This is a genomic window from Streptomyces sp. R28 (assembly GCF_041052385.1).
Lineage (GTDB): Bacteria > Actinomycetota > Actinomycetes > Streptomycetales > Streptomycetaceae > Streptomyces.
The window spans coordinates 747048-773088 of the sequence record NZ_CP163439.1 but is presented as its reverse complement, the minus strand read 5'-3'; the positions used below and the strand labels follow the sequence as shown (position 1 = coordinate 773088).

The 26041-nt window shown below is 69.3% G+C and carries 23 protein-coding genes and 2 pseudogenes; 12 read left to right on the top strand and 13 right to left on the bottom strand.

From position 1 onward, the window contains the following. Positions 1-223: 223 nt before the first annotated feature. Positions 224-700 carry a hypothetical protein gene (locus AB5J49_RS03245; RefSeq protein ID WP_369166949.1) on the bottom strand — a complete coding sequence of 159 codons (477 nt, stop codon included), beginning with the start codon at positions 698-700 and terminating at the stop codon, positions 224-226. A 604-nt stretch (positions 701-1304) separates the two neighbouring features. Between AB5J49_RS03245 and AB5J49_RS03240 the strand changes: the two genes are divergently transcribed. Next, positions 1305-1985 (top strand): DsbA family protein, encoded by a 681-nt coding sequence (locus AB5J49_RS03240; protein ID WP_369175029.1) that lies wholly within the window; start codon positions 1305-1307, stop codon positions 1983-1985. Positions 1986-2788: 803 nt separating this feature from the next. Here the strand turns inward: AB5J49_RS03240 and AB5J49_RS03235 are convergent. Then, entirely contained in the window at positions 2789-3787 is a 999-nt protein-coding gene (locus AB5J49_RS03235) for a glycosyltransferase family 2 protein (RefSeq protein ID WP_369166948.1), read from the bottom strand. 114 nt (positions 3788-3901) lie between these two features. Here AB5J49_RS03235 and AB5J49_RS03230 point away from each other — a divergent pair, with 114 nt between their 5' ends. Beyond that, entirely contained in the window at positions 3902-4351 is a 450-nt protein-coding gene (locus AB5J49_RS03230) for a GtrA family protein (protein WP_369175028.1), read from the top strand. A gap of 37 nt (positions 4352-4388) precedes the next feature. Then, entirely contained in the window at positions 4389-5741 is a 1353-nt protein-coding gene (locus AB5J49_RS03225; RefSeq protein ID WP_369166947.1) for a hypothetical protein, read from the top strand. A gap of 359 nt (positions 5742-6100) precedes the next feature. Here AB5J49_RS03225 and AB5J49_RS03220 read toward each other — a convergent pair whose 3' ends face one another. Continuing rightward, positions 6101-7159, bottom strand: a complete 1059-nt coding sequence (locus tag AB5J49_RS03220) for a PucR family transcriptional regulator (RefSeq protein ID WP_369166946.1) — start codon at positions 7157-7159, stop codon at positions 6101-6103. Positions 7160-7383: 224 nt separating this feature from the next. Between AB5J49_RS03220 and AB5J49_RS03215 the strand changes: the two genes are divergently transcribed. Continuing rightward, positions 7384-7911 (top strand): hypothetical protein, encoded by a 528-nt coding sequence (locus tag AB5J49_RS03215; protein ID WP_369166945.1) that lies wholly within the window; start codon positions 7384-7386, stop codon positions 7909-7911. 148 nt (positions 7912-8059) lie between these two features. Here the strand turns inward: AB5J49_RS03215 and AB5J49_RS03210 are convergent, their stop codons facing one another. Both AB5J49_RS03210 and AB5J49_RS03205 read right to left on the bottom strand, forming a co-directional pair. Further along, entirely contained in the window at positions 8060-8347 is a 288-nt protein-coding gene (locus AB5J49_RS03210; RefSeq protein ID WP_369166944.1) for an SHOCT domain-containing protein, read from the bottom strand. A 51-nt stretch (positions 8348-8398) separates the two neighbouring features. Further along, positions 8399-8851: a DUF6325 family protein gene (locus tag AB5J49_RS03205; protein ID WP_369166943.1), complete on the bottom strand. Its 453-nt coding sequence runs from the start codon at positions 8849-8851 to the stop codon at positions 8399-8401. Between the two features lie 160 nt (positions 8852-9011). Between AB5J49_RS03205 and AB5J49_RS03200 the strand changes: the two genes are divergently transcribed. Further along, on the top strand, positions 9012-10352 hold the full coding sequence (locus AB5J49_RS03200; protein WP_369166942.1) for a hypothetical protein: 1341 nt from the start codon (positions 9012-9014) through the stop codon (positions 10350-10352). A gap of 308 nt (positions 10353-10660) precedes the next feature. Then, entirely contained in the window at positions 10661-12079 is a 1419-nt protein-coding gene (locus AB5J49_RS03195) for a DUF2252 domain-containing protein (RefSeq protein WP_369166941.1), read from the top strand. A gap of 118 nt (positions 12080-12197) precedes the next feature. Here the strand turns inward: AB5J49_RS03195 and AB5J49_RS03190 are convergent, their stop codons facing one another. Together AB5J49_RS03190 and AB5J49_RS03185 are read right to left on the bottom strand one after the other, a co-directional pair. Next, positions 12198-12605, bottom strand: coding sequence for an SHOCT domain-containing protein (locus AB5J49_RS03190; protein WP_369166940.1), 408 nt, complete (start codon positions 12603-12605; stop codon positions 12198-12200). Beyond that, positions 12602-13045, bottom strand: coding sequence for a hypothetical protein (locus AB5J49_RS03185; protein ID WP_369166939.1), 444 nt, complete (start codon positions 13043-13045; stop codon positions 12602-12604). Before AB5J49_RS03185 ends, AB5J49_RS03190 begins: the two co-directional genes overlap by 4 nt. Before the next feature lie 146 nt (positions 13046-13191). Here AB5J49_RS03185 and AB5J49_RS03180 point away from each other — a divergent pair, with 146 nt between their 5' ends. Both AB5J49_RS03180 and AB5J49_RS03175 read left to right on the top strand, forming a co-directional pair. Continuing rightward, positions 13192-13560 (top strand): hypothetical protein, encoded by a 369-nt coding sequence (locus AB5J49_RS03180; protein ID WP_369166938.1) that lies wholly within the window; start codon positions 13192-13194, stop codon positions 13558-13560. Positions 13561-13835: 275 nt separating this feature from the next. After that, positions 13836-14243, top strand: a complete 408-nt coding sequence (locus tag AB5J49_RS03175; protein ID WP_369166937.1) for a hypothetical protein — start codon at positions 13836-13838, stop codon at positions 14241-14243. 137 nt (positions 14244-14380) lie between these two features. On the opposite strand, the gene AB5J49_RS03170 is transcribed toward AB5J49_RS03175, so the two are convergent. Together AB5J49_RS03170 and AB5J49_RS03165 are read right to left on the bottom strand one after the other, a co-directional pair. Further along, on the bottom strand, positions 14381-15403 hold the full coding sequence (locus AB5J49_RS03170) for a hypothetical protein (protein WP_369166936.1): 1023 nt from the start codon (positions 15401-15403) through the stop codon (positions 14381-14383). 259 nt (positions 15404-15662) lie between these two features. Continuing rightward, positions 15663-15854: pseudogene (locus AB5J49_RS03165) on the bottom strand (IS630 family transposase); the annotation flags it as partial. Between the two features lie 205 nt (positions 15855-16059). Here AB5J49_RS03165 and AB5J49_RS03160 point away from each other — a divergent pair. Beyond that, entirely contained in the window at positions 16060-18135 is a 2076-nt protein-coding gene (locus AB5J49_RS03160; RefSeq protein ID WP_369166935.1) for a SpoIIE family protein phosphatase, read from the top strand. A 124-nt stretch (positions 18136-18259) separates the two neighbouring features. Here the strand turns inward: AB5J49_RS03160 and AB5J49_RS03155 are convergent, their stop codons facing one another. Further along, positions 18260-19138, bottom strand: a complete 879-nt coding sequence (locus AB5J49_RS03155; protein ID WP_369166934.1) for a potassium channel family protein — start codon at positions 19136-19138, stop codon at positions 18260-18262. A gap of 291 nt (positions 19139-19429) precedes the next feature. Continuing rightward, the gene (locus AB5J49_RS03150) at positions 19430-20410 is read right to left on the bottom strand and encodes a threonine/serine dehydratase (protein ID WP_369166933.1); all 981 of its coding nucleotides are present in this window, start codon (positions 20408-20410) and stop codon (positions 19430-19432) included. Between the two features lie 42 nt (positions 20411-20452). Here AB5J49_RS03150 and AB5J49_RS03145 point away from each other — a divergent pair. Both AB5J49_RS03145 and AB5J49_RS03140 read left to right on the top strand, forming a co-directional pair. Beyond that, a pseudogene (locus AB5J49_RS03145) lies at positions 20453-20977 on the top strand (alpha/beta hydrolase fold domain-containing protein); the annotation flags it as partial. 615 nt (positions 20978-21592) lie between these two features. Beyond that, positions 21593-22321 (top strand): alpha/beta hydrolase, encoded by a 729-nt coding sequence (locus tag AB5J49_RS03140; RefSeq protein WP_369166932.1) that lies wholly within the window; start codon positions 21593-21595, stop codon positions 22319-22321. Between the two features lie 266 nt (positions 22322-22587). Here the strand turns inward: AB5J49_RS03140 and AB5J49_RS03135 are convergent, their stop codons facing one another. Beyond that, on the bottom strand, positions 22588-22956 hold the full coding sequence (locus tag AB5J49_RS03135) for a GNAT family N-acetyltransferase (RefSeq protein WP_369175027.1): 369 nt from the start codon (positions 22954-22956) through the stop codon (positions 22588-22590). A gap of 51 nt (positions 22957-23007) precedes the next feature. On the opposite strand from AB5J49_RS03135, the gene AB5J49_RS03130 reads away from it, so the two are divergent. Then, positions 23008-23169, top strand: a complete 162-nt coding sequence (locus AB5J49_RS03130) for a hypothetical protein (protein WP_369166931.1) — start codon at positions 23008-23010, stop codon at positions 23167-23169. Positions 23170-23181: 12 nt separating this feature from the next. Here the strand turns inward: AB5J49_RS03130 and AB5J49_RS03125 are convergent, their stop codons facing one another. After that, complete coding sequence (locus AB5J49_RS03125) at positions 23182-25935, bottom strand: SpoIIE family protein phosphatase (protein WP_369166930.1); 2754 nt, start codon at positions 25933-25935, stop codon at positions 23182-23184. Positions 25936-26041: the final 106 nt, after the last annotated feature.

The window sequence follows — 26041 nt, the reverse complement described above, 5'->3', positions numbered from 1 at the left end:
CGCATGGAGCACGGTGTCGCGGCTCGAACGAACAAGCGACTTGCGATCCCTTCGCGGGCATGCTGAGAAACAGCGCGCGACGGATGATCGTGCGCACCGAACGCGAGGACGGGACGACGAGTGCCACGACCAGTCCCGTGCTGATCCGGGGACTTGGTGGCGCGAACGGTTGGCCGGTCGCTGATCTCTTTGCCGCAGACTCCTGCCACGACCTGAATGACGTTCACCTCGCGACCGGTGCGCTCACCGAAACGGCGCCCTTGAAATCGGTGAGCGTGAGCGTGTTCTGAATGTCCGGGTCGGACGCGAAGTGGATGTCCTGGCGTACGCGTACGATTCGGCCCTCCTCGTCGATCCATACGGCGGCGTCGATTGAGGTGGCGGGGCGCAGATTGCGCCCGACGGTCCTGTCGACCGATTCGATGTCTTTCGGGGTGAGGCGGGCCGACACACGGACGGGTTCGCTCCCTCGGTGCACCGAGCCGCCGTGACCGAGTATGAGGTGCACGTACCGCGGAAGCCGGTCCGTGGGAATGCCACCCTTGGCCGCGGACGCGGGGAACTCCTGCCACACACCGTGGGAGCCGCTCGCACGCCGGTACACCTTCTGCCGGGTGATCACGACGTCGTCGGTGTACTGCGCGGTCGTTTCCGTCGTGAGCCCCGTCAAGGGCGCGTTGAAGTTGATCCGTCCGACCATGAGTTGCAGTCTTCTGGGTCCGGACTGAGTGACGGCCTTGATTGCGGCCGAGTAGGGGGTGTCCTCAGCTGCGCCCAGCCGGTCGAGGACCACCTGCCGGCCGGTTTTCGCTCGCGAGGGTGAGCCCGAGGCGCATGCCGAGAGCATCAGTCCCGAGAGCACCAGAATCAGGGTCACCGGCCGGTGGTGAATCAAGAGTGGATCCTCTGACTATCAGGCCCGGAAGGAGAGAACCCCAGGCCGCGGGGTGGATGGTGGGCTCATACTTCCCTGCCGCACGGACCAGGTGGCGGGCGGGGGAGGTGGTGTGATCGAGCGTGCGCCGGACGGTTACGGAATTGGTCCCGCCGCCAGTCGTGGGTCCGTGCCACCTCGTACACCAGCGGATTACGGCACGGCACGGGCCGGCGCATCGACGTGGGACATCTGGTCGGAGCAGGTCTCAGGGGAACTGGTTCGGCGAGTCGGGAGGGGGCGGTACGGGCTTTTCCGGGTGCGGTTGACGTACGGATGATCTAGGGTCGCGCTGTCCTCAAGGGGGAGGGGATGGCGCATGGGGCGTGGGGGCCGGTGGGCTGTGGTGTGTGCGGCCGTGGTGCTGGTGATGGCGGGGGGCGGGCAGCGAACGGCGCAGTACGGGCCTGACTCCGCGAGTGCTGAGGAACTGCCGGAGAGTCTCGCGGCGGAGGGCATCACCATCACGGTCGGAGATCCCGAGGCGCCGGTGAAGGTGCACCTGTATGAGGATCCTCGCTGTCCGTACCGCGAGGAGTTCGAGACCACCGGTGGCGGTTTGCGACTCCGGGAGGCGATGCTCGACCGCTCGGCCAGAGCCGAGTACACCCTCGCCTCGTTCCTGGACGACCGGGTCGGCGGCACCGGGTCGAAGAAGGCGGTCAACGCGCTGCGCGCCGCGCTGGAGGAAGGCAAGTTCGTGGAGTACCACGAGGTGCTCTACGCCAACCAGCCCGAGGAGAGCGTCGACGGCTACACCGACGCCTACCTGCTCCAACTGGCCGGCAAGGTGCGGGGCCTGCGCAGCCCGGAGTTCGACGCGGCCGTGAGATCCATGAAGCACCGCGCCTTCGTTGCCGCCTCCCAGAAGGCCTACGAGAAGGCTGGGGGAGCAAAGGAACCCGAAGGCCCCGGAACACCCACCGCGGTGATCAACGACAAGCGGATCCCGCTGCAGTTGGGTGGCCTCCTCCTGGAGAGCGAGGCTTTCGCGACACTGCTGCAGAAGATCCACGACGAGCCGGGAGAGTGGGACGACGCCACCTTGTGAAGGGGAACCGACGAAATTACGTCTGGCGAGGCGAGGCATATCCGGGCGGCCGTCCGGCAGCCGGCGGACCAGGCCCACAACCACCTACGACAGGGCTCACACGCCGACCGACAACCGGGCTTCGAGGCTGAGGCCTACAAGCAGCGGAACGCAGTCGAGTGGTGCATCGACAGCAGCGGCGCGGCCTGACCATGCGCACCGACAGACTCGCCATCGGCCGGCAAGCCGACCTCTTCTCGCGGCCATCCTGATCTGGGCCCGCAGATGACCAAAGAGAGGGAACGGGAACCTGGCCGCGGCTCCGCCACGTGCGCGGGCCGGTGGTGACGGCCAGTTGGGAGCCCTGAGGGGGCGGTGGGGAGGGGGAAGGGCCGTCTTGACCTCCCCAGGTGTGACGGCCCTTCCCCGGCAGGCACCGTCCCGGCTACCCGGAAGATCCGTACTCATGCCAGGCTCGCCATGCTGCAGGCAGGGCATGAGCGGGTGGCGTCGGGGTAGCCGGGGCTACGTGCGCGGGGGAGGGGCCGGCACGCATGGGCGAACAACTTCTGCGAAGCGTCCTCCAGTCACTGCGCCCGCTCAGCCACCCCCGCCAGGACGCGAGTCCACCCCCTTCTCATCGGGTCGTCCGCATTCGCCGCGCACGCCTAGAGCAAGAGCCCGGTCGCTGGCCTGGACCTGGCCGTGGGATCACGTCATCTGGTGACCGGCCGCATCGCCGCCCGGGCATCGGCGTGTGCGACGGCGGCCTTGATGTCGGCGGCCGGATCATCGCACGGTGAGTGTCGAGGTTCCCGGGCGTGTCAGGAGTTGCTGGGGGTGGTCCCGACGGTCAGGGGGCCCGTGCTGGACCCCTGACTGGTGTAGCGCGGGGTGCGGACTGGCGCTGTGTAGGCGAGGTGTACGAGCCGGGTCTGTTCCTGACGCATGTGCATGAGTGACTCGAGGATGTACCCCACGAGAAGGACGAGCGTCGCGATCGTCATGATCGCGGCGGCGAGGATCGCAGTGGGGATGCGCGGCACGGTGCCCGTGCGGATGAAGTCGGCGATGACCGGGAGGCCGAGGATGAGCGACACGAGGGCCAGTAGACCTGCGGCCACGGTGTGGACGAGCGAGGGCCGCTCGCGCCGCGTGAGATCGAGGATGACGCGCAGGATGCGCCAGCCGTCCCGGCATGTGCGCAGTTTGCTTTCGCTCCCGGCGGGCCTGACTCGGTAGTCCACCTCCACCTCCGCCGTGGGGAGCCGGAGGTGGAGGGCGTGGATGGTCATCTCGGTCTCGGTCTCGAACTCGCGGGCCAGCGCCGGGAAGGATTTGACGAAGCGTCGCGAGAAGACCCGGTAGCCGCTCAGCATGTCGGTCACGTCATTGCCGAACAGGGATCGCACCGCACCCGTGAGCAGCTTGTTGCCCATCGCGTGCCCGGCCCGGTACGCGGCGCTGATCGTCTCGCGGCGGGCGCCGACCACCTGGTCGTACGGTCCCTCGAAGAGCAGGTCCACCATGTCACGGGCTCGGGACGCGTCGTAGGTGTCGTCACCGTCGATGATGAGCACGACGTCGGCGTCGACATCGGCGAAGGCACGCCGGATGACGTTGCCCTTTCCCTTGCGCGGCTCTTGCCGGACGATCGCCCCTGCCTCGCGGGCGGCCTCCACCGTGCGGTCGGTCGAAGCGTTGTCGTACACATAGATGTCGGCCTCGGGGAGGGCAGCCCTCAGGCTGTGCACCACCTTGCCTACGGCCGCCTCCTCGTTGTGGCACGGCACGACGCACGCGATGGTGGGTTCCACGGCCACTCCTTCTCCGAATCGGCGCCGAATACGATAGGAAATAATGCGGTACGGGCGCGTCTGGGAGGTGAGGACGCGCCGGGTCGTTACTGTCGCCGTGTGTCGGTCCTCGCATCTGTGATGCTGCGTGTGCGTGACACCGTCCGTGGCGTCTGGCGTGAGGCCGCCAAGTTCGGGGCGGTTGGGGCACTGGCCTTCGTCGTGGACAACGGTGGCTACAACCTGCTGGTCTTCGGGCCCCCCGGCGGCGCGCAGGGTGGGGTGATGCGGGCCGCCCCCGTCCAGGCGTCCGTCATCGCGACGGGCGCTGCGACGCTCTTCAGCTGGGTGGGGAACCGCTACTGGACCTACTCCCACCGGCATCGCGAAAAGGTGACTCAGGAACTGACCCTGTTCCTCTTCGCGAATATCGTCGGTGTCGCCATTACTGCCGGTACGGTCTTTGCCTCACGGCATCTGCTCGGACTGGAATCGGTGCTCAGCGACAACGCCGCCCGCCTCTTCGGCTGGGTCCTTGCCACCCTGTTCCGCTTCTTCGCCTACCGGCGCTACGTCTTCGTTGCGCCCTGATCCGGACGGTCCCGTCGCCGCTGCTAGCATCCGCCATATGGGACAAAGCGTGCGTATTGGGGGTGAAAGGCTCTGGCCTTGGGGGCTGGCCGTTCTTGCCGCGGCGTGCTGCCTGGTCACGACCGTCGTCTTCGCTCCCGGGTACATGAGTCCCGACAGCATCGACCAACTCCGGCAGGCCATGGGCAAGACGCCACTGACTGACTGGCATCCGCCCGTGCTGAGCCTGGTGTGGCGTGCGCTCATCGCTGTCACCGGCACGCCCGCGTCGATGGCCGTCCTGCAGTCCGTCACTTTCTGGGGTGCTCTGTGGGTGGTGGCCTGGTGCGTCTGGGGACTGACCGCAAGCCGTTCGGGTTCGCTCGCCGTCCTCGGTCTCGGTCTGACTCCCCCGGTCCTGACGTTCGTTGGCGTGGTGTGGAAGGACGTCCACGCGGCCGTCGCGCTGCTCGCCGCCTGCGCGGTGGCATTCGTCGGACTGCGGCTGCGAGACAGCCGGCCTCCCACCGCGATGCGCTGGGCTCTGCTCTCGCTGGGTGTGGTCTTCCTCGCCTACGCCATGCTCGTGCGCAAGAACGCGTTCGTCGCCGCGATTCCGGTGTTCGTCCTCCTCGTCCTCACACTGTGGCCGGCCCCCGGGCGCCGCATGTGGGCCACATGCACAGCGGTCCTCGTGGCCGGGCTCGTCCTGCCCGCCGCCGCGATCTCCTTGATCGCCCGGCCCGTACAGACGAAACAAGGCGCGCAGATCATGCTCGACGATCTGGTCCACGTCCTGACTGTGGAGGAACTGCGGTCGGCGAACGTACCACCGGACCTTCGGGACCGCCTGGTGGCCGCTGCGGAAGAGTGTGACCGCAATGGCGTCCTGTCGGACGCCTATTGGGCCTGCTACGAACGCCCGGCGGACGGGTTGACCGGGGACTCGGGCCAGATCACGTCCCTGTGGTTGCGCGAGATGAGCGGGCACGTCCCCGGCTATCTCCAGTACCGGCTGCGGCTCTTTGCAGCCCTGCTCTTTGAGACCGGCTATCCGTACCATCCGGGGGTCAGCAGTAACGACCTGGGGATAAAGGTGGCCCACCCCTGGCTGGAAGATGCGCTCGACTTGTACGTCAGCCGCGCGGTCATGGATCTGCGGCCGCTCTTCCGGGGATGGTTCTGGCTCGCCGCGGCGCTCGTGCTCGCCGTCCGTCCGGGCAGAGGGACAACCTTCTCCCTGCCGATCCGCGCGCTGGGCATCAGCTCAGCGGCCTACATCCTCGGCTACCTGCCCATCATGCCTGCGACGAACTACCGCTACATCTACTGGCCGGTACTCGCCTGCACACTCGGTCTCCTCCTGCTCTGGCTGGACCGCGACAAAACCGCCCTGCCCAAGGAGGCCTGACAGTATGGCCTTTGAGCGGTTGGATCGCTCCGAGGCTGAGAGTCCAGGAAGCCGTTCGACGAATGGGGCCGGCGTGGCCGCGCTTGCGCCTGCGTGCGATCCGCTGGTCCGGCAGGGTGGGCCCAGCTCGCGGTCGAGTCCGAACTCACGCCCGCCCTTGCTGACAAGGCCGTAGGCCACTAGTTCGTTCCTGACGCCCCCGGCGGTCTGGCCGCCACCGCACCGAGCATGCCCTGCACCATGGGGGCCGGATGACCGCCACGGTCCGCCGCCCCGCGATCCTGGACGACCTGTGCGAGACCTACGGCGACCGACTGCCCGTCGAGAGCCTGGCCGGATGTCGCTGAGCAGTCCGGGTGTCAGAGTTCCTTGGCGGGCCAGTCCAGCAGGCGGGCGCCGATGACGGCGGTCTGGAGCATGTAGCGGTGAGCGGGGTCCGCGGGATTGGCGCCGGTGAGTTTGTGGATGCGTTCCAGGCGGTAGGTCAGGGCGCGCACGCTGAGGGTGAGGCGGCGGGCGGCCTCGGCGGCTGTGCAGCCGGAGTCGAAGTAGGCGGTGAGGGTGTCCAGGAGGGGCTGGGCGCCGCCGCGGGCTGTGGTGAGCGGGCCGAGGGCGCTTCGTACGAGGTCGGCCATGGCTTGGCGATCACGGGTCAGGACCGGGTAGACGAGCAGGTCGGCAGCGCGCAGGACCGGGTCGTCCAGCTCGAGGCGGTCTGCCAGTTCGAGAGTGTTCAGGGCCTCTTCGTACGAGTGTACGACCCCGCCGGGGCCGGGTTGTGGGCGGCCGATGGCGACGCGGCCGCCGTCGGTGGCGGCGTGTGCCTGCGCGGCGAAGTAGGTGAGCACCTCGTCCTGGTGGCCGGGCGCGATGCACAGTAGCCGCCCGTCCTTGGTGGTGAGCAGGATGCTGCGATCGCCGAAGCGGGAGATGAGCGCGCGTTCCACCTGTCGAGGTACCGGGGCGCCCTCCTCGTACGAGACCCGGCCCTGTGCGATGGCGACCGCGTGCGCGTGGGACAGGCGCAGACCGAAGCGTTCGGCGCGTTCGGCCAGACGGCCCAGGTCGCTGCGGCCGTAGAGAAGGTCGTCGATGAACTCGCGGCGCGAGGCCTCCTCCTGGCGTACGGCTACGAGCTGGGCCTGCTCGTAGCCTTCGGCGAAGGCGTCGATGACCTGCTGCACGGCGGCGAGCGCGCCGTCGGCCGAGTCGGATGTGTGGGGCCAGGCAGCCCGGGCGGCGGAGAGATGCGCGTTGACGAGAGCGCGCAGTCCGAAGCCGGCGTCAGCGGCCTGTTCCCCCAGGGCATGTCGGGAGGCGATCTCGTCCCGGGTGAGGCGCCGGCCGGTGGCCGAGACCTCGGCCAGTATGTCGGCGTAGCCCTCGAGATACTGCTCAGGAATCTCCCGGTCCGTCACGTCGTCCCCCCCGCATCCTTGACGCGCCGATGACGGGTTCTTAGCGGTCGACCGGCATGCAGACCCTAATGAACACTGCCGGGATGCGGCAATGCAGGGACAGGATGCCGTCGTGCAGCATGGCGTGTGGGGAGCACGGAGGATGGTTCCGGTGCCGGACACCGGCAGGTGTCCGGTCCGGAGCCGTCGGCAGGGGAGCCGTGCGCCGTTGATGCTTGCCCTGCATGGAGAGGGGCTGGGACGTGCGGGCGTTCGTGGAGGCCGCCACAGGCCTGCCAACGATCCTGTTCACCACCGCCCTCGTCGTGGTCGTCTGCTTCTGGCTGCTGGTCGCGTCGGGGGTTGCCGAGGTGAACAGCTTCGACGCGGACATGGACCTCGATGCCTGGAGCCTGGGCGGGGTTCCGGTAGCGGTCGCCATTTCGCTGCTGACCGGGGTCGCCTGGACCCTCAGTACCGTGGCGACGGTGCTGTTGGTCGCGTTCGCTCCCGTGGGGATCGTGGCCGGGGCGCTGCGCCTGACCGTGCCGGTCGGGGCACTGGTCGCCGCCTGGCTGCTGACCTGTCTGGCGGTGCGGCCGCTGCGCCGCCTCCATCCCCATGAACCCGGTTCGCGTGGGCCCGCCGGTGTCGTCGACGGCGGCCTGACCGGCCCGGCAGGCGTCGTCTGCGACGAGGCCGACGAGCCCCTCCGGAGCGTGCTGCGCACCGCACCCGAGGGCTTGTCCCAGACGCGCGGCCGCGCTGCCTGAGCCGTACCGCCACCGCGGGCCTGCTGCGCGTCTGCGTCTGCACGCAGACGCGCAGGTAGAGGGACGTGTGGACTGGAATGAGGAACACGTACAGTCGGCTGCCAGTCCTGATGATCTCTCGGGCCGCCGACAGGTCGGGAGGGGCCGATCAGGTTTCCAGGATCCTTCGCTTCTGGTCCTCGAACTCGGCCTCGGTGAGCACGCCTTGATTCTTGAGCTCGCCGAGCTGCTTCAGTTCCTCGATCTTGCTGGACATGTCGGGGGCCGTCGCAGCCGCGGGCGGTTCGGCCTGGTACGCCGACTGCGGTGCGGGCGCCTCATATCCCTGCTGCGCCGCCCATCGCCCCTGCTGTCGGCGTGACACACGGTTCGACACGGCAGTCGCTGTTCCGGAGACGACGGCGGTGCGGGCGACCCCTCGGAGGAGACCTGGCATGACTGTTTCCCTTCTGGCCGTCAGCTGTCGGTCAGCGTCATCGTCTGCTGTTCAGTGAGCGGCCTCGGTCGCGTCGAGGGCGGCGACGAGGTCGGGCACCGGGATCCGCCCGGAGGCGACCATCCTGGCTCCGCCGCGGCGCAGGGCGGCGGCGAAGGGCGCGGCCCACAGGTTTTCGTAGACCAGGATGCCGGCGGAAGTGCCGGGCTCCAGCGCGGTGGCCGCCTCCTCGATGTCGTCCTGGCCCAGAAGCCCTGACGAGGCGCCCTCGAAGACGGCCAGGTCGAGTTCGCCGTCACCAGTGAGGTCGGCGATCTCCATGCCGGTCACGGATCCGTCGGCGTCCTTCCTGATGAACATCAGGTCCAGGATCCGGATGAGGCCGCGATCCACGAGATCGACGAGGATGGGGAAGCCCTCGCCGGTCATCCGGTTGCCGGGGAACTCGACGACCAGATAGTCGATCGGGCCCACTTCGCCCACTTCTTCGGGTTCGTCGCTCACGGTGTCACCCCTGGTGCTCGCTGCCGTCCCCCTGTGACACCCCCACGTCACCCACACCAATTGCAGCATCGGACCGCGGCCGTCGCACTTCGGTACGCCGTTCACCCGCCTGGGTTCGCCCAGGTCGCGCGCTGTGCGCGGCACGCATCTGCTGATGGCCATGAGCGACAGTGGTGATGAACAGCTCTCGGCCAGGGAGCGCAGCGAGTTGGCCGAACTGCGGCAGCGGGTGAACGTCCTGGAGGGCGCCGGGCCGTCGCTGAGGCCGCGGCACCACCCGTTTCGCTCACTCGGCTCGGCCCTGCTGATCCTTTTCGCCGCGCTGCTGTCGCTGCTGTCCGTCGTCGCGGTGTGGGCGAACAGCATCGTGCAGGACACGGACCGCTACGTCGACACCGTCGGCCCCCTGGCGAGCGATCCCGATGTGCAGAAGGCGGTCACCAACCGGGTCACCGCCGCCGTGCTGGCGCAGGTCGACGTCGACGCGCTGGTCAAGCAGCTGACGGACGCGGCCGAGCAGCAGGGTGTCCCGCCCCAGGCGGCCAAGTTGCTGGGCGATCTGGACGGCCCGATCGAGAACGGTCTCAAGCAGCTGGTCAACAGCGCCGTCGAGCGGGTGGTCACCAGCAGTGCCTTCGAGACGGTCTGGGTGAACGCCAACCGCAGGGCGCACGCGGCGCTGGACAAGGCCCTGACCGGCCAGTCCGACAGCACGGTCAAGCTGGAGGACAACAAGGTCGTCATCGACCTGGGGCCGATCGTCGCCAACGTCAAGGACCAGCTGGTAGACGCCGGCTTCTCGCCCGCTGCCAAGATCCCGGCCGTCCACACGGACTTCGTGGTGTTCGCGTCGGAGGATGTCGGCGAGATCAAGACCTATGTGAGAGTGCTGGAGATCCTCGGCGGCTGGCTGCCCGTCATCACGTTGCTGGTCGCGGCCGCCGGAGTATACGTGGCGTTCAACCGCCGGCACGCGCTCATCGGGGCCGCACTGGCCGTGTTCGTCGCCATGCTGGTTCTCGGAATCGGCCTCACCGTCGCCCGCGACGTCTACCTCGACCATCTGCCGCCAGGGGCGTCCCAGGCCGCCGCGGGATCCGTGTACGACGCACTGGTCAAGTTCCTGCGCGCCGGCGTACGGGCGCTCGCCGCGGTCGCACTCTTCACCGCCATCGGCGCCTTCTTCGCCGGCCCGTCCCGGATCGCCACCCTCACACGCACCGGTTGCCGCAGGAGTATCGGTGCCCTGCGCGACGTGACGACCTCGGCGGGGCTTCACCTCGGTGCCGTCGGGCGGTTCGTCCACCGTTTCAAGCGCTGGATCGGGGTGGCCATTCTGGTGGGCGCGGCAGTCGTGCTGTTCACCTGGAACTACCCGACGACGGCGGTCGTGGTGTGGACCGCGGTGATCACGCTGGTGAGCTTCGCGATCCGCGAATTCCTGGACGACGCCGCCTCGGCACCGTCCGTCGGATCCGGGGCCGATGCCGCCGCTCACTGACTCGGCTCGCTGGGAATCCCTTCCGGGGATACGTTGAGGATGGAAGCTCGTGAGCTTGCCGTCCTGTCGCCACGAGCCCTTTGACACGGCGGAGGCGGAGCACGCTCCGAGAAAGGGCGCCTGGCCCGCCCTCCGCCGCGGCAAGAGCTGCGACACAACCCACGGCCACCAATACACGGCCACAACCCAGGGCCAACTATCTGCCGCGCACCGAAGTGGTCGATCCACCATCGATGGCCCGTCGCGGTCGCGGTCGCTGTCGCCGTCGTCGCCCTGCGCGGAGGCGACCATTCCTTGGAGCCGCTGCCATGACAGAGAACCACCTGGACGGCCGCGAGTTGCGGCACCGCACCCCGCAGGAGCGAGCCGCGCTCGGCAAGGCGGCGCGGGCCGACGTACCCCGCTCCAGCCACGCGGAGTTCGCGCCGGGGCCCAAGCGGCCGGACCCGCTGGAGATCATCGAGAAGCAGTCGGCGACGCGGCTGCCCGAGCTCGTGCCGATCCGCTACGGGAGGATGTCCGAGTCACCGTTCCGGTTCTACCGGGGGGCCGCCGCCATCATGGCGTCGGACCTCGCGGAGACGCCGAGGACCGGGTTCAGGACCCAACTGTGCGGCGATGCCCACATGTTGAACTTCCGGCTGCTGGCGTCGCCCGAGCGCCGCCTCATGTTCGACATCAACGACTTCGACGAGACCCTGCCGGGCCCCTGGGAGTGGGACGTCAAGCGCCTCGCAGCCAGCCTCGTCATCGCTGGCCGGGCGAACGGCTTCAGCACCAAGGAGCGCGCCGGGATCGTCAGGGCCACCGTGCGGTCCTATCGCCAGAACATGCGCGCCTTCGCCGGGATCGGCAACCTGGGCGTCTGGTACGCGCAGTTCGACGAGGGCTGGGTGCGGGATCGGTTCGGGGCGGACCTGTCCGCGCGGGGCCGCGAGCGCTGGGCGCAGGCGGTGGCCAAGGCGCGTTCGCACGACACCCTCCAGGTCTTCGACAAACTCACCCAGGTCACCGACGGCAAGCGCCGTATCACCCCCGATCCGCCGCTCATCACCCGCCTTGAGGACCTGCTGCCGGACGACCGGCGCGGTCGGCTGGAGCAGCAGATCAGCCGGCTGATCGAGCGTTACGGCAAGACCCTGCAGTCGGACCGGCGGTACCTGCTGGAGCAGTACCGGGTGGCCGACATGGCGCGCAAGGTCGTCGGGGTCGGCAGTGTGGGCACCCGCTGCTGGATCGTGCTCCTGCTCGGGCGGGACGGCGAGGACCCGCTGTTCCTCCAGGCCAAGGAGGCCGACGAGTCGGTGCTGGCGCCCCACGTCGGAGGCACCGCGTACCCGACACAGGGCGAGCGGGTCGTCTCCGGGCAGCGGCTGATGCAGGCCACCAGCGACATCTTCCTGGGCTGGGAGCGGGTCGAGGGGATCGACGGGCGACGGCGGGACTTCTACGTACGGCAGCTGCGCGACTGGAAGGGAGTCGCCGTGGCCGAGGACATGGTGCCGCGGGGCATGCGTACGTTCGGTGCTCTGTGCGGTGCGACGCTGGCCCGCGCCCACGCCAGGTCCGGCGACCGCATCGCCATCGCCGCGTACCTCGGCGGCGGCGACTCCTTCGACCGGGCGCTGGTGACGTTCGCCGAGAGCTACGCCGACCAGAACGAGCGGGACCACCAGGCGCTGGTCGACGCCGTCAGCGCTGGAAAGCTGCCGTCCGAGGCCGCCTGAGCATGTGCTTGTTGCCTTTGCCTGTGTCTGAGGAGACATCACATGGCGCCGCGCCAACTGCTGTGAGCGATCGGCTGTGAGCAGTCGGCGCGGCGGACGTTTCCCCCGGTTCACCGGTTCAGTGGAGGATCTTCTCCTTGGCCCGCTGGAATTCGGCGTCGGTGATGTCGCCCTTGGAGCGGATCTCAGAGAGCTTGGCGAGCTGATCCGCCTCATTCCCGGGCCCCGCGCCACTGCCGGCGGCCTCACGGATGTAGTCGTCGAACGCCTGCTGCTGGGCCCGGGCCTGCCGCTCCGCGCGCTTGCCCATGCCCTTGCCGCGGGCCAGGACGTAGACGAACACGCCGAGGAAGGGCAGCACGACCACGAAGATGAGCCATCCGGTCTTGCCCGCCCCGCTGAGAGTGTCGTCCCGGAAGACGTCGCCGATGATCCGGAAGAGCAGCACGATCCACAGGACCCACAGGAAGATCCACATGACCGTCCAGAACGCTCCGAGGACCGGGTAGTCGTAGGCCAGATTCATGTCACCGCTCCTTGTTCCTCGCCTCCGCCGGGCAGCAGGGGCAGCTCGATGTCTTCTGCTCCAGATCCCTTCCTCAGGCTCTCCTCCGGCTCACTGCACGTGGGGGCCCAGCCGACAATGAACCAGCCGCGTACCTGCGCCTCGTGGTCGACGTAACGTTCGCCGGACACGTCGACGACGACCTTGTCGGTCGTGCCTCCGGTGAACGGGGGCTCCCGGTGGGGGCTGATCGCGGAGAGCCGGGTGTGTTCCGGCAACAGGCCGGTCGGCGCCTTCACCGGACCGCCAAAGCCATCCATCGTCCCGTAGCCGACGTCGTCCCAGGCGATCACCAGCACATTCGGGGCGTTCTCGGTCGCCTTCGACGCGAGGAACGGCGCCCCGTCCGGCTGCGAGTCACGGCCATCGAGGGTGATCTTCCCCTTGGAGGGCTTGGCCATGAAGATTCTCCTCGTTGGCCCGAGTCCTGACCGTTGCCTCTCCACCATGGTCACGGACGGTCCGCCCCGCCTCACCCCTTACGGGTGACAGAACCCTGGCCCGGTACGTCGGCCCGCGGCTGGGCGCACGGCGTCATCGAGCGGTGATGCGCCGCCGCTGGGCGGCCTCCGGGACCGGGTTCCCTGACCGGGTTCCCTTCGGGCAGCTCCCGGCCCCGCGGCCGTGGTCTCCTCGGGACGGCAGCGGCTTCATCGCCACCTGGGGCGCCGCGCTCGCCTGCGGCTTCTCCCTGCGTCGATTGCGGGCCACCGAGACAGCCACCGGCCCTCAGGAGGGGCCCGAACGCACCGCCGAGTTCACCGAGAGCCTCGGCGGGCTCTTGGCCTCGGTCAGCCTGCTGGTCTTCGGGGTGGTCCTCCTGGGTCCGACGCTGGAGGAACTGAGCCGCCGGGGCGGATCGTCGGCTACGCGATGCTCAGCCTCACCGTCGTCCGGACGCTGCCCGCGGCCGTAGCTCCCCGGCAGGAAGCCGCCGGACCGCGGGTCCCGTTCGACGCACCGTCATGGCGTCGCTGAACAGGACCAGCGCAAGGGCGGCTTCGAGCAGGGTGAGGATCTGCCCGGCGTCGTGCGCCAGATCGATGACATCAAGCACGGCGGGCCCAGAGCACCAGCGATTCGCCTCACGAACCTCACCCGCCACGGGTGATCACCCTTCCCCGGCCACCCCACATGCTCATAGATGCAGCGCTCGGTGCTGCCACTCACCGACGAAGTGAGGAATCGACCATGACCACGTCCACGACCCGCCGCTCGGAAACCGCCGAGGCGACCGCAGGCGGACTGACGCTCTTCGCCGCCATCCTGCTGTTCATCGCCGGTGTCCTGGATTTGTTCCGGGGCATCATGGCCATCGCCGACGACGACGTCTACGTGTCCACCCCCGACTACGTCTTCAAGTTCGACCTGACCAGCTGGGGCTGGATCCAACTGGCCCTCGGAGTGATCGCCATGAGCGTGAGCGTCGGCCTCTTCTCGCGCGCCACGTGGGCCCGGGTCGTCGGGGTCGGCATCGCGGGACTGCTGATCATCGCCAACTTCCTGTCGATCCCGTACTACCCCGTCTGGTCGCTCGCCCTGATCGCGATGTACGCCTTCGTCATCTGGGCCCTGTGCGTGGTGCGGCGGGAACCCTGAGGGAAGCCGTCGGACCAGCGGTACGCGGCGAGAGGAAGTGAGGAGCCATGCTCGTCGCCCATGCTCGGCCGACGGTGCTGTTCCGCCCGCCGACCGGGCGTACTCCGCGGGGATAGCTGGCGCCGTGGCCGGAAAGATCAGCGAAGCGGCACATCAAACGGACCACCGCGGGGGTCTGGGTGCGCTCCCTCCCCGTAGGACTTGAACGCGGTACCGGTCAGCGGCACGGACCTGAACCCGTCGAAATAGTCCAACGGCACATGTGTGATCAGCAAGAGTCCCAGCCCGAGTGCGACCACCGCACGCTTCATGTTCTCGTGACCGTCGCACCACAACCACGCCACGACGGCGAGGTTCACGCAGAGCAAGAACGCCCACCGGTGCTGATCCCACCCGCCGAAAGACAGCAAGAACGGCGCGCCGCTCGCGCCCACGGCCAGGGAGCGTGTCACCCAGCCGCGCGCGTCGTGGCCGGGCCCGACGACGACGGCCGTCACCACCATGACGGCAAGGGCGAGCGGAGCCAGGAACAGTGCGATGTTCCACGGGTCGTAAGCACTCCAGCTCTCTGCCTGCGTACGGAAGAACAGCGCGAGCGCGTCTCCGCGCCAGTTCCATCCGCCCCCACTGATGCGCGTGATCACATGTTCTCGCGCTCCCGGCAGCGCAGGTGGCACGGCGAACAGCAGAGCGTTCACCGCCACCGGCAGGATGCTTGCCGCGAACGCGGTGCGCGTCGGCAGCGACGAGCGCCACACGGCCAGCAGCCACACCGGGATCACGGTCAGCGCACTGATCTCATGGGCCATCGGCGCCAGCATCATCACCAGCGTCCCCGTCCACCACCAGCCGCGGCAGCCGAGCCACAGAGCGACAAACAGCAGAAGGAACAGGACCTGGTCGAGGTAGCCGACCTCATGGAACAGGTAGCCGCCCGCCGGGAGAAGGAAGAACGCCACTGGCAGCCATCGCCGGACCGGCGTCGTGGCCCGCACCACGGTGGTGACGATGACGGCGAGCAGCAGCGCCAGGATGCCGAACGAGAACGCCGCATAGAACCAGTAGGCGTTCCCGGCCCACCCGGCGATCGGGCGGAGCACGGTGGCGACGAGGAAGCGGCGGTGGAACCCGTCGGCCAGCGACGTCGTCTGAAGCGTCACGGACCAGAGCGACGGCAGCCGAAACCCCGTATAGGCAGCCAGCGAGAGGGCCGCCACACACAACCCACCGGCCCACCAGGAACGCGCACTTGACGCCTGAGGATTGCGGGATTCGGCACTATGGGGAAACACCTGCGGGGGAAGCGAGGTACTGACCACGCGCGCAACCTACGGGCTCTTCACGGTACTTCGGCGCGGCCACACCGTGCACGGGCCTCTTTCCCGCTGATCAGGTGCCCTGGATCACCCGGCTGAGTGATCACACCGGGGCAGCGAGCGGTCGTCCGCCCGAGCGGATGCCCTTCTCGCTGCGGGCCCCGGCGCGTTCATGGCGTTGAGCGGCTAGGACGTCGGGGTTACGGGCGTTGTGGCGCCGGCGCAGGTAGCGGTGCAACTCCCGTGTCTGGACGGTGTGGTGGGGACGATTCGAGTTGGCGAGGGTGAATTACCGCGGTGTCCTGCGCTGTGCCCTCATGGGCATCACGCACATGCCGCGCGCGGTCGGCTGAAGGCGGGTCCACTTGACTGTGCGGCGGTCACGCGCACGTGGAACAGGCACGTGACGCCCGTACGTCGCATACTGAAGGTGACAAGGTCGTGGAGGGCAACTGTGGACTGCGGCGATGCAGGCGATGCAAGGGGCGCCCTTCGATGAAGTGACCAGCCGAGCTGCCGGCGATGCGGGTGGCTGGCTGGGGGCGTGGCCCGTGGCGGTTGTCGCCACTGGCAACGACGGGACGATCGTGCGCTGGGACGACACGGCGCAGAACCTGCTGGGCTATACCTCCCGCGAGGTGCTGGGCCGCCACATCGTGGACCTGCTGCATCCGGGAGCCGACCGGAGCCTGGGCCGTTCCTTGTGGGACCGCGCGGCGACCGGCAGCGGCGTGACGGGCACGGTGACCGCGTGGCACCGTGACGGGCGCCCGCTGGAACTGGAGATCTGGGCGGCGCCGCTCCCCGGCCGCCACAGTGGGGGCACCCCCATGCTGATGTTCGCCGCGGACGCCCATGCCGCGCGTCGCATCCGCGGCTCCTCCGTGGTGTGGGACGGACTGTTCACTCGCTCTCCGGTGGGTATTGCCGTGCTGGACACTCAGCTGCGCTTCTTGAGGGCCAACCCAGCCCTGGAAGCCATGAACGGCCTGCCGGAGGCGGCCCATGTCGGACGGCGCCTCGTCGAGCTGTTCCCCGACGTCAACGCGGCCGACATGGAGCAGGCCATGCGGCAGGTGCTGGCGACAGGCCGGCCTGTACTCGACTTCCGCCGGACAGGGCGTACCCCAGCCGATCCCGGCCATGACCGCGTGTGGTCGTGCTCATACGTACGGTTGGAGGATCCCGACGGTCGGCCGATCGGCCTGGCCGCCACCCTCATCGACATCACCGCCCAGCAGCAGGCGCAGCTCGCCGCCGCCGCGGGCCGACGCCGGATCGCCCTGGTCAACGAAGCCAGTATCAAGATCGGCACGACGCTCGACCTGGAGCGCACTGCCCAGGAACTCGCGGACGTGGCCGTACCTGCCCTCGCCGACACCGTGACCGTTGACGTCCTGGACGCCCTCTGCACCGGGGACGACTTCGGCTCCGGCCTGGTGGGCGGCGCCAGGCTGCGCCGCCTCGGCAAAGCTCCGCTGTCCGGGTCGCCCGCTGCTGACATCCTCGCTCCGCTCGGACACACGATGACCTTCCCGGCGACCGCTCCTTACACCCAGACCCTCGCGGCTCGGGAACCCTTTGTCATCGCCCGCCTGGATGCCAAGGCCATCGCCCCGGCCGCTCGCCACACGGGCGTGCCCGCCCGGCTCCTGGAGCAGGGGGTGCACTCGTTCATGATGGTCCCGCTAGTGGCCCGCGGCGTCGTCCTCGGAGTGGCTGCCTGTTACCGGCGCCGGGCCACGGGGCCCTTCACGGACGATGAAGTCGCCCTCGCCCTGGAGCTGGCGGCGCGGGCCGCGGTGTGCGTGGACAACGCGCGCCTCTACCACCGCGAGCACGAGACCGCGCTCGTCCTGCAGCGCAGCATGCTGCCGCAGCACATCACCCCGCCCCCGGGCATCGAGGTGGCCCACCGCTACCTGCCCGCCGGCGACGTCAACGAAGTCGGGGGCGACTGGTACGACGTCATCTCTCTCGCCGATGGCAAGGCCGCGCTCGCCATCGGTGACGTCATGGGACACGGCACCGCGGCCGCGGCGGTGATGGGGCGGCTGTCTGCCAGTGTTCGGGCCCTGGCCCGGCTCGACCTCGACCCACAGCAGCTGTTCCATCAGCTGGAGGCGGCTCTCGACGACCTCGCCGAGCCGATGCTCGCCACCTTCCTCTACGTCGTCATCGACCCCAGGTCCGGGCAGTGCCACGTCACCTGTGCCGGCCACCCACCGCCGGTTGCCGTCTCTCCCGACGGCATCGTCCGCCTCCTCGACGTGCCGCCCGACGCCCCGCTGGGGGTGGGCAGCACCTCGTTCACCACCACCGACATCCCGCTGGCCCCGGGCAGCCTGCTGGTGCTGTACACCGACGGACTGGTCGAGGCCCGAGGCAGCGACATCGACGATCGCCTCGCCGAGCTGACCAACCACCTCGCACAGCCCGCGGCCTCCCTCGACGGACTGTGCGACAGCCTCCTCACCCACCTCGTGCCGACCTCGGCCGACGACGACATCGCCGTTCTCGCCGCTCGCCTCACCCGCACGGCGCCGGCCAGTGGCGACTGCCACCACTACGACTGAGCCGTCCGCGTTGCCCGACGGGCAGCCGCCTGATCCTGTGCTCTTCCCTTGCCTGGAGCTTGGTCGGCACAGCCCCCGGCGTCGATCGTGATCGGCTTGCCCCGTTCGCGCAGTGCGCCCTCGCTCAGGACGGTGCACGGCCGCGGCCGTGGGCGGTGGCGTACGCGGCGAACACTTCCGCCGGTGCTCCTCCCGTATGGAGGAAGCGCTGGTCAAGGATGGCGGCGAGGTCTGCGAGCGCACCGGCGAGCAGGTCACCGGCCAGTCGTACCTCGGGCCGTCGCGCTGTCTGTCCGCGCTCGGCAAGGGCGGTGGCGTAGCCGACCATGGCCGCCAGTGACGAGTGGTCCTCGCCGTCATGGAAGTAGTACGCCTCGGCGTACTGGGTGAAGTCGAGGCGGACGCGCACCACTTCGGTGGCCAGGCTGTCCAGTAGCAGGGCTCCTGCGGTGGAGTCGAGCTGCCCGGTCGTTGGGTCAGCGTCGCGCAGCAGCGCCAGCCGGATGGCGAGGACCCTCCTGCGGGTCAGCGCCGGGTAGATCTCCAGCACCCAGGAGACGGTGGCCGTCAGCAGGGCGAAGCCGACGAGAGCCTCCAGCGGTGAGACCAGGCGGAGCCAGGCCTCGCCGGGCGCGATGTCTCCCAGGCCCAGAGTGGCCACCGTGACGAGCGAGAGGTACAGGGAGTCGAGCAGCGCCGGTTCCTGTGCCGCCTGGGAACCGGGGGAGAACGTGAACGCCTCCGGCATGTGCGGCCAGTAGACGATGGCCCAGCCGATGACGACGGTTCCGGCCCACATGCCCACCACCGTCACCATGGCGAGCGGTCCGACGAGCCCGACGACCCGCCTGCGCGCGCGAAAACGCCGGGCCAGCCGCCACAGCGCCGTCATCACGAGGCGGCTCAGGCCGCCGTGCCGGGTGGGGTGCCAGAGCGTGTGGAACAGGTCCCGCATGCTGACCATGACGAGCCCGGCACCGACCAGCGAGACCAACCACTTCATGCACGTCTCCCACAGCACTGTCACCCGGCGCGGAGCCCGCTTCTGGAGCCCAGGCCCCAAACTGACGGATCACGCGGCAGACGCCCAGTCCGGCACGCCCATCCGCGCGGATCAACCTGCCGGCAGCACGAGCGGGCAGGACCGATCCGGCGCCGCGTGCCGACACCCAGGTCGAGTCCAGCCGCCGGATGCTGGTGTGGCGCGTCCGGTAGGCGTACCCGTGCCAGTTGACGTTCTGCCAGCCGCTGTAGCTCGTGCGGTTGCCGTACTCGTACTCGTCGGTGGTCTGGGTCAAGATCTGTGGAGGGGGGCCGCACCGACCCAGCGGTGATAGGCGTCCATGTCGACGTTGCTGCCGCACACGATGGTGACCACGTGTCGGCCCGCGAAGCGGTCACGGTCTTCGAGGATCGCCGCGACGCCGAGCGCGGCCGACGGTTCGACGACGAGACCGGCGTGTTCGAGGAGCATCCGCATACCGGCGATGATCGACGACTCCTGGACCAGGACGGCGTCGTCGGCGACCAGGAGGAGGTCGTCCAGGACGGCCGGGATGGGGCGTCGGCCGGCGACGCCGTCGGCGATGGTGTCGGTCGAGTCGGTGGTGACCACGCGCCGCCTGTGCCACGAGTGTGTCATCGCTGGTGCGCCCAGCGGCTGGACGCAGATCACCTCGACTTCGGGCGCCATGGCCTTCACCACATGCCCCACCCCGGTGGCCAGCGCCCCGCCGCCGAGAGCGATCAGGACGGTGTCGAACGACGGCGCGGTGTCCAGCAGTTCCAGGCCGATGGTCGCCGCACCCTCGCAGGTCTCGATGTCCAGGCTGTCTTCGACCAGCCGGATTCCGTCGTACTGCGCGATGGCCGCCGCCCGCTCACGCGCCAACTCGTGGTCGCCGTCCACCAGTTCCAACCTGGCGTCCATGGCGCGGATGCGGTCAAGCTTGGCCGCGGTCGCGAAGCGGGATGCCACGACAGTGACATCGAGCCCCCGGCCGCGACCGGACCAGGCGAGTGCTTGGCCAAGGTTGCCCGCGCTGGCGCACACCGCGGCTCGCGAGTCACTGTCGGCGAGCAGACTCGCGACTACCTCGGTGCCGCGGGCCTTGAAGCTGCGGACCGGGTTTGCCGTTTCGAGTTTGATGCTGACCGTGCACCCGAGGCCGGGCTCCAGCGCCTCGCAGCGGTAGAGCGGAGTGTCGAGAAACACCGGGTCGATCACCCGGCGAGCCGCCCGGATCCGAGCAGTGTCGAGGCGTGTCTCCTGCACGATGTAGCAGGGTAGCGCCGCGGATCGGTACTTCATGAGTGAAACGCCAAGGAGATCGGCGGCGACCCGGACCGCATCATCCTGGTGGGCGGCAGCGCGGGGGGCGGGCTCACCGCGGCCCTGGCCCTGCTGGCCCGCGACCGCAAAGGCCCGCGCGCGATCGGCCAGATACTGATGTGCCCGATGCTCGATGACCGCAACGACACCCCGTCCGCCCACCAGATGGCGGGTCTGGGCGTGTGGGGCCGCACCTCCAACGAGACCGGCTGGAGCGCCCTGCTCGGTGAGGCGCGCGGCACGGCCGACGTCTCGCCGTACGCCGCACCCGCCCGTGCGGACGACCTGTCCGGTCTGCCTCCGGCGTTCATCGACGTGGGCTCGGCGGAGACCTTCCGCGACGAGGACGTCACCTACGCGAGCCGCATCTGGCAGGCGGGCGGCATCGCCGAGCTGCATGTGTGGCCGGGAGGCTTCCACGGATTCGACGGCCTTGTACCGCAGGCCGCCCTCTCCGTGGACGCCCGCGCGGCCCGGCTTGGCTGGTTGCGCCGACTGCTGGGGGAGTGACGGGGACGGGCAGAGCAGCATCAGTCCGTCGTAGCCGAGAACATGGCCGTTGACCCACCACCGTAGGGAGCCGGTAGCCAGGCCGAGGTCGTGGCCCGTGAGAGCACGAGGCACAGGGTGGCGAGCACGCTCCACAGGCGGGCGGTCCAGCGTGGCTCGGCGACAAGCGGAGGCAGCCTCCCGGGACGGGACTCGGTAAGGGACATGCGAGAGGATCGTCGTGCGCTGGACCGAACCCGACGCCGGTGACCACGTCCGCCGCCTCGCTGCTCGAAGGCACCGTCGACAACGGCACGCTGCATCGCCACCCGTGTCGTCAAGGGCCTGGCCGCCGCGTTGTGGACGTTCCTGGTGTCGGCCCCGCTCGCCCCGCTCGCACTGCTCGCCGTGGGGTTCTGCGTGGTGTTCCAGTTCCATGGCATCGGCCACGGACCTCGCGCAAAAACCCGTTTGGCGGCCACGGCGACCGCTGGTACGTTTCCGGAGGCCGTGCGAGAGAACGAGGAGGTGGTACCCGTGAACGTATCGACGTGGGTGCTCTCCTCCGGGGTCACGGTCGGGCGATAGGTCGTCGTCCGGGAGCGCCATTTCTGGGCACTCCCGAAAGGCACGACCATGCACTTCACTTCTGAACAACGCCTCGACGACGGCGTCCTTGAGCGCGAATTCACCCTCGGCGAGATCCCCGGCATCCTGTGGACGCCCGCATCCGCACCGGCGCCGCTGATCCTGCTCGGCCACCCTCCCCTCGGACTGCGCAAGATGTACCCCCGGCTGGTGGCCCGAGCCCAGCACTCTGCAGCGGAGGGTTTCGCCGCGGCCACCATCGAGCTCCCCGGGAGCGGTGACCGTCCCCGGTGGGCCGCCGCCGAGCAGGCCCGCGCAGACCTGCGCCGGGCGATGGAGGCCGGCGAGCCGGTCAGCGACGAGATCGTCGACGCCCTCATCCTCCCGCTGGTCGAGAAGGTGGTCCCGGAATGGCAGGCCGCCCTGGACGCCCTCCTTGCGCTGCCCGAGATCGGCGGCCCGGTCGGGTACTCGGGTGGAGTGATCTCCATCGGCATCCGGTTGGCGGTGGTCGAGCCGCGCATCGCGGCCGCCGCTCTGTTCGCCGGGAGTTTCGTGCCTCGCGCCATGTTCGAGGAGGCTCGCCAGGTCACCATTCCGCTGCACGTCCTGCTGCAGTGGGACGACGAAGGGAACGACCGGCAGGCGGCCCTGGACCTGTTCGACGCCTTCGGCTCCAAGGAGAAGTCCCTGCACGCCAATATGGGCGGGCACACCGGCGTCCCGCAGTTCGCGGGGGACGTCGCGGCCCAGTTCTTCACCCGGCACCTGAAGTGAGGTCGGGCCGTCAGGCCGACCACAGACGGTAGGCCGCGCTGACCAGGATGCTGCTCGTCGAGGGCAGGTCCCGGCGCTCTTTCGGCGTTTGTGCCGTGGGCCCCTGCAACCCGGACCCAACAGCGTCCAACTGGGCAGGGGCCCACGCTGCCCGAAGCCATGAACAGTTCGATTTCGATTTCTGCAGATTGGGTCAAGGGTCTCGTGAGGGCTCGTCAATACCGTCTCGGTCCTGCGCAGCCTGGCCCAGAGCTTGGCCCGCGGTGTTACAAGGCAATCAGACCGGCTGTCGTCTCCTTGAAGCCGCAGGCATCGAAATAGAACGAGCGCAGGTGCTCCTCGAAGTCAACGTGGAGCCATTCACACTTCGCGGTACGAGCTTCGTGAGCCGCAGCTGCGACCAACGCGGCGCCAACACCTGTCCCCTGGCGATGCTGGGCGACCACCGTGTCCAGGATGAAGGCGTGAACTCCGCCGTCCCAGACCACATTGACGAAGCCGATCAGTGAGCCGTCTTCCCAGGCGCAGACCCAGCCGAGACTGTGGCGCTCAAGTCGTTCTCGCCAGTCGGAGCGTGGTCGCCACCCAGCATCACAGACGCTGGGTGGCGCCCCCGCCTCATTACTGACGCGCAGAAGTGGCTCGCCGTCGGGCTGGGCGCGGCCCGGATCGTCACGCTCGTGGTGATGGTCTGGCCTGCTGCCGTCCCCCTCGCCGCGGGTGCCGTGTGTGCCGCGGAGGCGACGGAAGCGGCGGGAGTGGCCGGGGTCGCCGTGGACGTGGCGGCAGTCGTGGGTGCGGCGGCATGGGTCTCGCCGGACGGCATGGCGTCGACGGAATCCGGCTGATCGCCGCCGCCCTCACGTCGGGGTTTTCGGGTCGGCTCCCCCTTCGTCCGGGGGCGTGTCCGCGTCGGCCGGTGTCGGGGCGGGCTGCTGGAGGACCTCGGGCAGGGCCTGTTCGGCCCAGATCACCTTGCCCTGCGGGGTGTACCGGGTGCCCCAGCGCTCAGCCATCTGCGACACCAGGAACAGGCCCCGGCCTCCCTCGTCCGTCGTCGCGGCGTACCGCAGATGCGGCGAGGTGCTGCTGCCGTCGGCCACCTCGCAGATCAGCGTACGGTCGCGGATCAGCCGCACGTGGATCGGTCCGGCGCCGTAGCGGATGGCGTTCGTGATGAGCTCGCTCAGGATGAGCTCCATGGTGAAGCCGAACTCTGACAGGCCCCACGCGCCGAGCCTTCGCGAGACAGCGTCGCGCATGCCCGCGACCTCGGCCGGGTCCGGTGGTACATCCCAGTCGGCGATCCGGTCGGGCGGCAGTTCCCGCGTGCGGGCGACGAGCAGGGCGACGTCGTCCTTGGGACGCTCGGGGAGCAGACTGTCCAGCACGTCCTGGCAGGTCTCCTCGGGCGCCCGCCCGGGGTGGCCTGCGAGCGCATCGCGCAGCAGTTCCATTCCCACGTCCAGGTCGCGCCTGCGGTCCTCGATGAGGCCGTCGGTATACAGGACGAGCTGGGTTCCCTCCTCGAGGCACAGCTCCGCGGTCTGGAACGGCAGGCCGCCGAGGCCCAGGGGCGGACCGGCCGGTACGTCCGGGAAGGTGACGGTTCCGTCGGGCTGGACCAGCGCGGGCGCCAGATGTCCGGCACGCGCCATGACGTAGCGGCGCGTGACGGGGTCGTAGATCCCGTACAGGCAGGTGGCGCCCACGACACCCGCCGCGCTCTCTGCCGCCTCGTTCTGGTCGATGCTCCCGACCAGGTCGTCCAGATGGCTCAGCAGCTCGTCGGGTGGCAGATCGAGGGCGGAGAAGTTGTGCACCGCGGTCCGCAGCCGTCCCATCGTGGCGGCGGCGTGCAGGCCGTGGCCGACCACGTCGCCGACGGCCAGCGCCACCCGGCTCCCCGGCAGAGGAATCACGTCGAACCAGTCTCCGCCCACGCCCGACTGGGCGGGGAGGTAGCGGTAGGCGATGTCGAGGGCGTTCTGCTCGGGCATGGCCTGCGGCAGCAGGCTGCGCTGGAGGGTGACTGCCAGGGTGTGTTCGCGGGTGTAGCGGCGGGCGTTGTCGATGCTGATCGCGGCGCGGGCCACCAGCTCCTCCGCCAGCGACAGGTCCTCCTCGTTGAAGCGTTCATGCTGTTGCGCGCGCCAGAAGTTGGCCATGCCCAGCACGACGCCACGGGCCTGGATGGGGGCGGTGATGAGGGAATGGATGCCGTAGTCAATGATCGCCTTGGCGCGCTCCGGGTCCTGCACGCGCCAGCCCGTGGCGCTCGGCAGGTCGCTCACCAGCTGGGAGCGGCCGCTGCCGTAGCCGCGCGCCTGGGGCGTGGAGGGAAGATAGTCGAAAAGCCGGCCCTGTTCGGAGAGCGGATTGTCGTCCCGGACGCCGCACACGGCCGCGCGTCGCATGTCCGTCGCCGTGGGGGCCGGCTCCTCGCCGCGCAGGACAGCGTCGGCCAGGTCCACCGTGACGAAGTCCGCGAAGCGAGGAATGGGGACCCGCGCCAACTCGTCGGCGGTGCGCAGCACGTCCAGGGTGGTACCGATGCGGAGTCCGGCGTCGTACAGCAGCCTGAGCCGCTCCCGTGCCACCTCCGCCCTGCCGGTCACCGACTGCAGCTCGGTGGAGTCGCGTAGCGTCACCACCGTTCCCTCGGGGCCTCCCTCGCGATCCGTGGGCCGTTGGTTGACCGCGAGCAGCCGCTCTCCCGCGAGGTGCACCTCGTCGGTGGCCTCGCGCCCGGAGGTGAGCAGCTCCCGCGTCTCGGGATCGAGGCCGGGCAGTTCCGAGACGAGCCGTCCCTCGACGTCCGGGGGCAGCTCCAGCAGTCGTCTGGCCTCGTCGTTCGCCAGTATCAGCCGCCCGTCGGCGGCCACGATCAGTACACCTTCCCGAACGGAGTGGAGCACCGTGTCGTGGTGCTCGTACATCAGCGTCATCTCGTCCGGGCCCAGGCTGTGTGTCTGCCTTCGCAGCCGCCTGCCCACCAGTGCGGTCACACCGGTGGACAACGCGAGCGCTCCGGCCCCGGCGCCCAGGATGATCGGTAGTTGCCGGGCCAACTGACTCTCGACGTTCTTGACCTTCATCCCGGCCGAGACGAGCGCCACCACCTCGCTGTCGTCGTTCTCGATCGGGACCGTGGCCTGCACCTCGCGGCCGAGCGGGCCGTTGACGCTCTCCACGTAGACCTTCCCGGCCAGCGACGGCCCGATCTCGCCCACGAACCGCTTGCCGATCCGGTCGGGCAAGGGGTGCGTGTACCGGATGCCCTCGGTGTCCATGACCACGATGAAGTCGACGCCGGCGGCCCGGCGTGCCGCCTCGGTGAGCGGCTGGAGAATCTTGCTCGGATCCGGGGCCTGCAATGCCGCCAGAACGCCTGGTGAGTGCGCGAAGGTCTGTGCCACGGCCGTGGAGCGGCGCTTGGCCTCGGCGCTGGTGTCCCGCTCCGACTGCAGGATGAGAGCGAAGACGCCGCAGGCTACGAGCAGCACTACCAGAGCCACCTGGAAGACCAACACCTGCCCGGCCACGCTTCGCGTGCTCTTGCTGATCAGACGCTTGACCGGTAGGTGCTGAAAGCGGGCGAAACGATTCGCCATGCGACCTTTTTAACACCGGTGATCCCAAGTGGCCAGGGCCCGCCCTCCCGCCCCTGCCTGGCAGACCTCGGAGGTCCGTGTGGCCGTGCGTGCTGTGGCCCGGTTC

Bases quoted from the DNA above. Each gene is read 5' to 3' on its own strand.
- AB5J49_RS03190 (WP_369166940.1), bottom strand. From the start codon at position 12,605: ATGAATCTGGCCTACGACTACCCGGTCCTCGGAGCGTTCTGGACGGTC.
- AB5J49_RS03180 (WP_369166938.1), top strand. From the start codon at position 13,192: ATGCGCCGCCGCTGGGCGGCCTCCGGGACCGGGTTCCCTGACCGGGTT.
- AB5J49_RS03155 (WP_369166934.1), bottom strand. From the start codon at position 19,138: ATGAAGTGGTTGGTCTCGCTGGTCGGTGCCGGGCTCGTCATGGTCAGC.
- AB5J49_RS03200 (WP_369166942.1), top strand. From the start codon at position 9,012: ATGAGCGACAGTGGTGATGAACAGCTCTCGGCCAGGGAGCGCAGCGAG.
- AB5J49_RS03195 (WP_369166941.1), top strand. From the start codon at position 10,661: ATGACAGAGAACCACCTGGACGGCCGCGAGTTGCGGCACCGCACCCCG.
- AB5J49_RS03225 (WP_369166947.1), top strand. From the start codon at position 4,389: ATGGGACAAAGCGTGCGTATTGGGGGTGAAAGGCTCTGGCCTTGGGGG.
- AB5J49_RS03175 (WP_369166937.1), top strand. From the start codon at position 13,836: ATGACCACGTCCACGACCCGCCGCTCGGAAACCGCCGAGGCGACCGCA.
- AB5J49_RS03140 (WP_369166932.1), top strand. From the start codon at position 21,593: ATGCACTTCACTTCTGAACAACGCCTCGACGACGGCGTCCTTGAGCGC.
- AB5J49_RS03240 (WP_369175029.1), top strand. From the start codon at position 1,305: ATGGCGGGGGGCGGGCAGCGAACGGCGCAGTACGGGCCTGACTCCGCG.
- AB5J49_RS03185 (WP_369166939.1), bottom strand. From the start codon at position 13,045: ATGGCCAAGCCCTCCAAGGGGAAGATCACCCTCGATGGCCGTGACTCG.
- AB5J49_RS03210 (WP_369166944.1), bottom strand. From the start codon at position 8,347: ATGCCAGGTCTCCTCCGAGGGGTCGCCCGCACCGCCGTCGTCTCCGGA.
- AB5J49_RS03130 (WP_369166931.1), top strand. From the start codon at position 23,008: ATGGTCTGGCCTGCTGCCGTCCCCCTCGCCGCGGGTGCCGTGTGTGCC.
- AB5J49_RS03215 (WP_369166945.1), top strand. From the start codon at position 7,384: ATGGAGAGGGGCTGGGACGTGCGGGCGTTCGTGGAGGCCGCCACAGGC.
- AB5J49_RS03125 (WP_369166930.1), bottom strand. From the start codon at position 25,935: ATGGCGAATCGTTTCGCCCGCTTTCAGCACCTACCGGTCAAGCGTCTG.
- AB5J49_RS03230 (WP_369175028.1), top strand. From the start codon at position 3,902: ATGCTGCGTGTGCGTGACACCGTCCGTGGCGTCTGGCGTGAGGCCGCC.
- AB5J49_RS03245 (WP_369166949.1), bottom strand. From the start codon at position 700: ATGGTCGGACGGATCAACTTCAACGCGCCCTTGACGGGGCTCACGACG.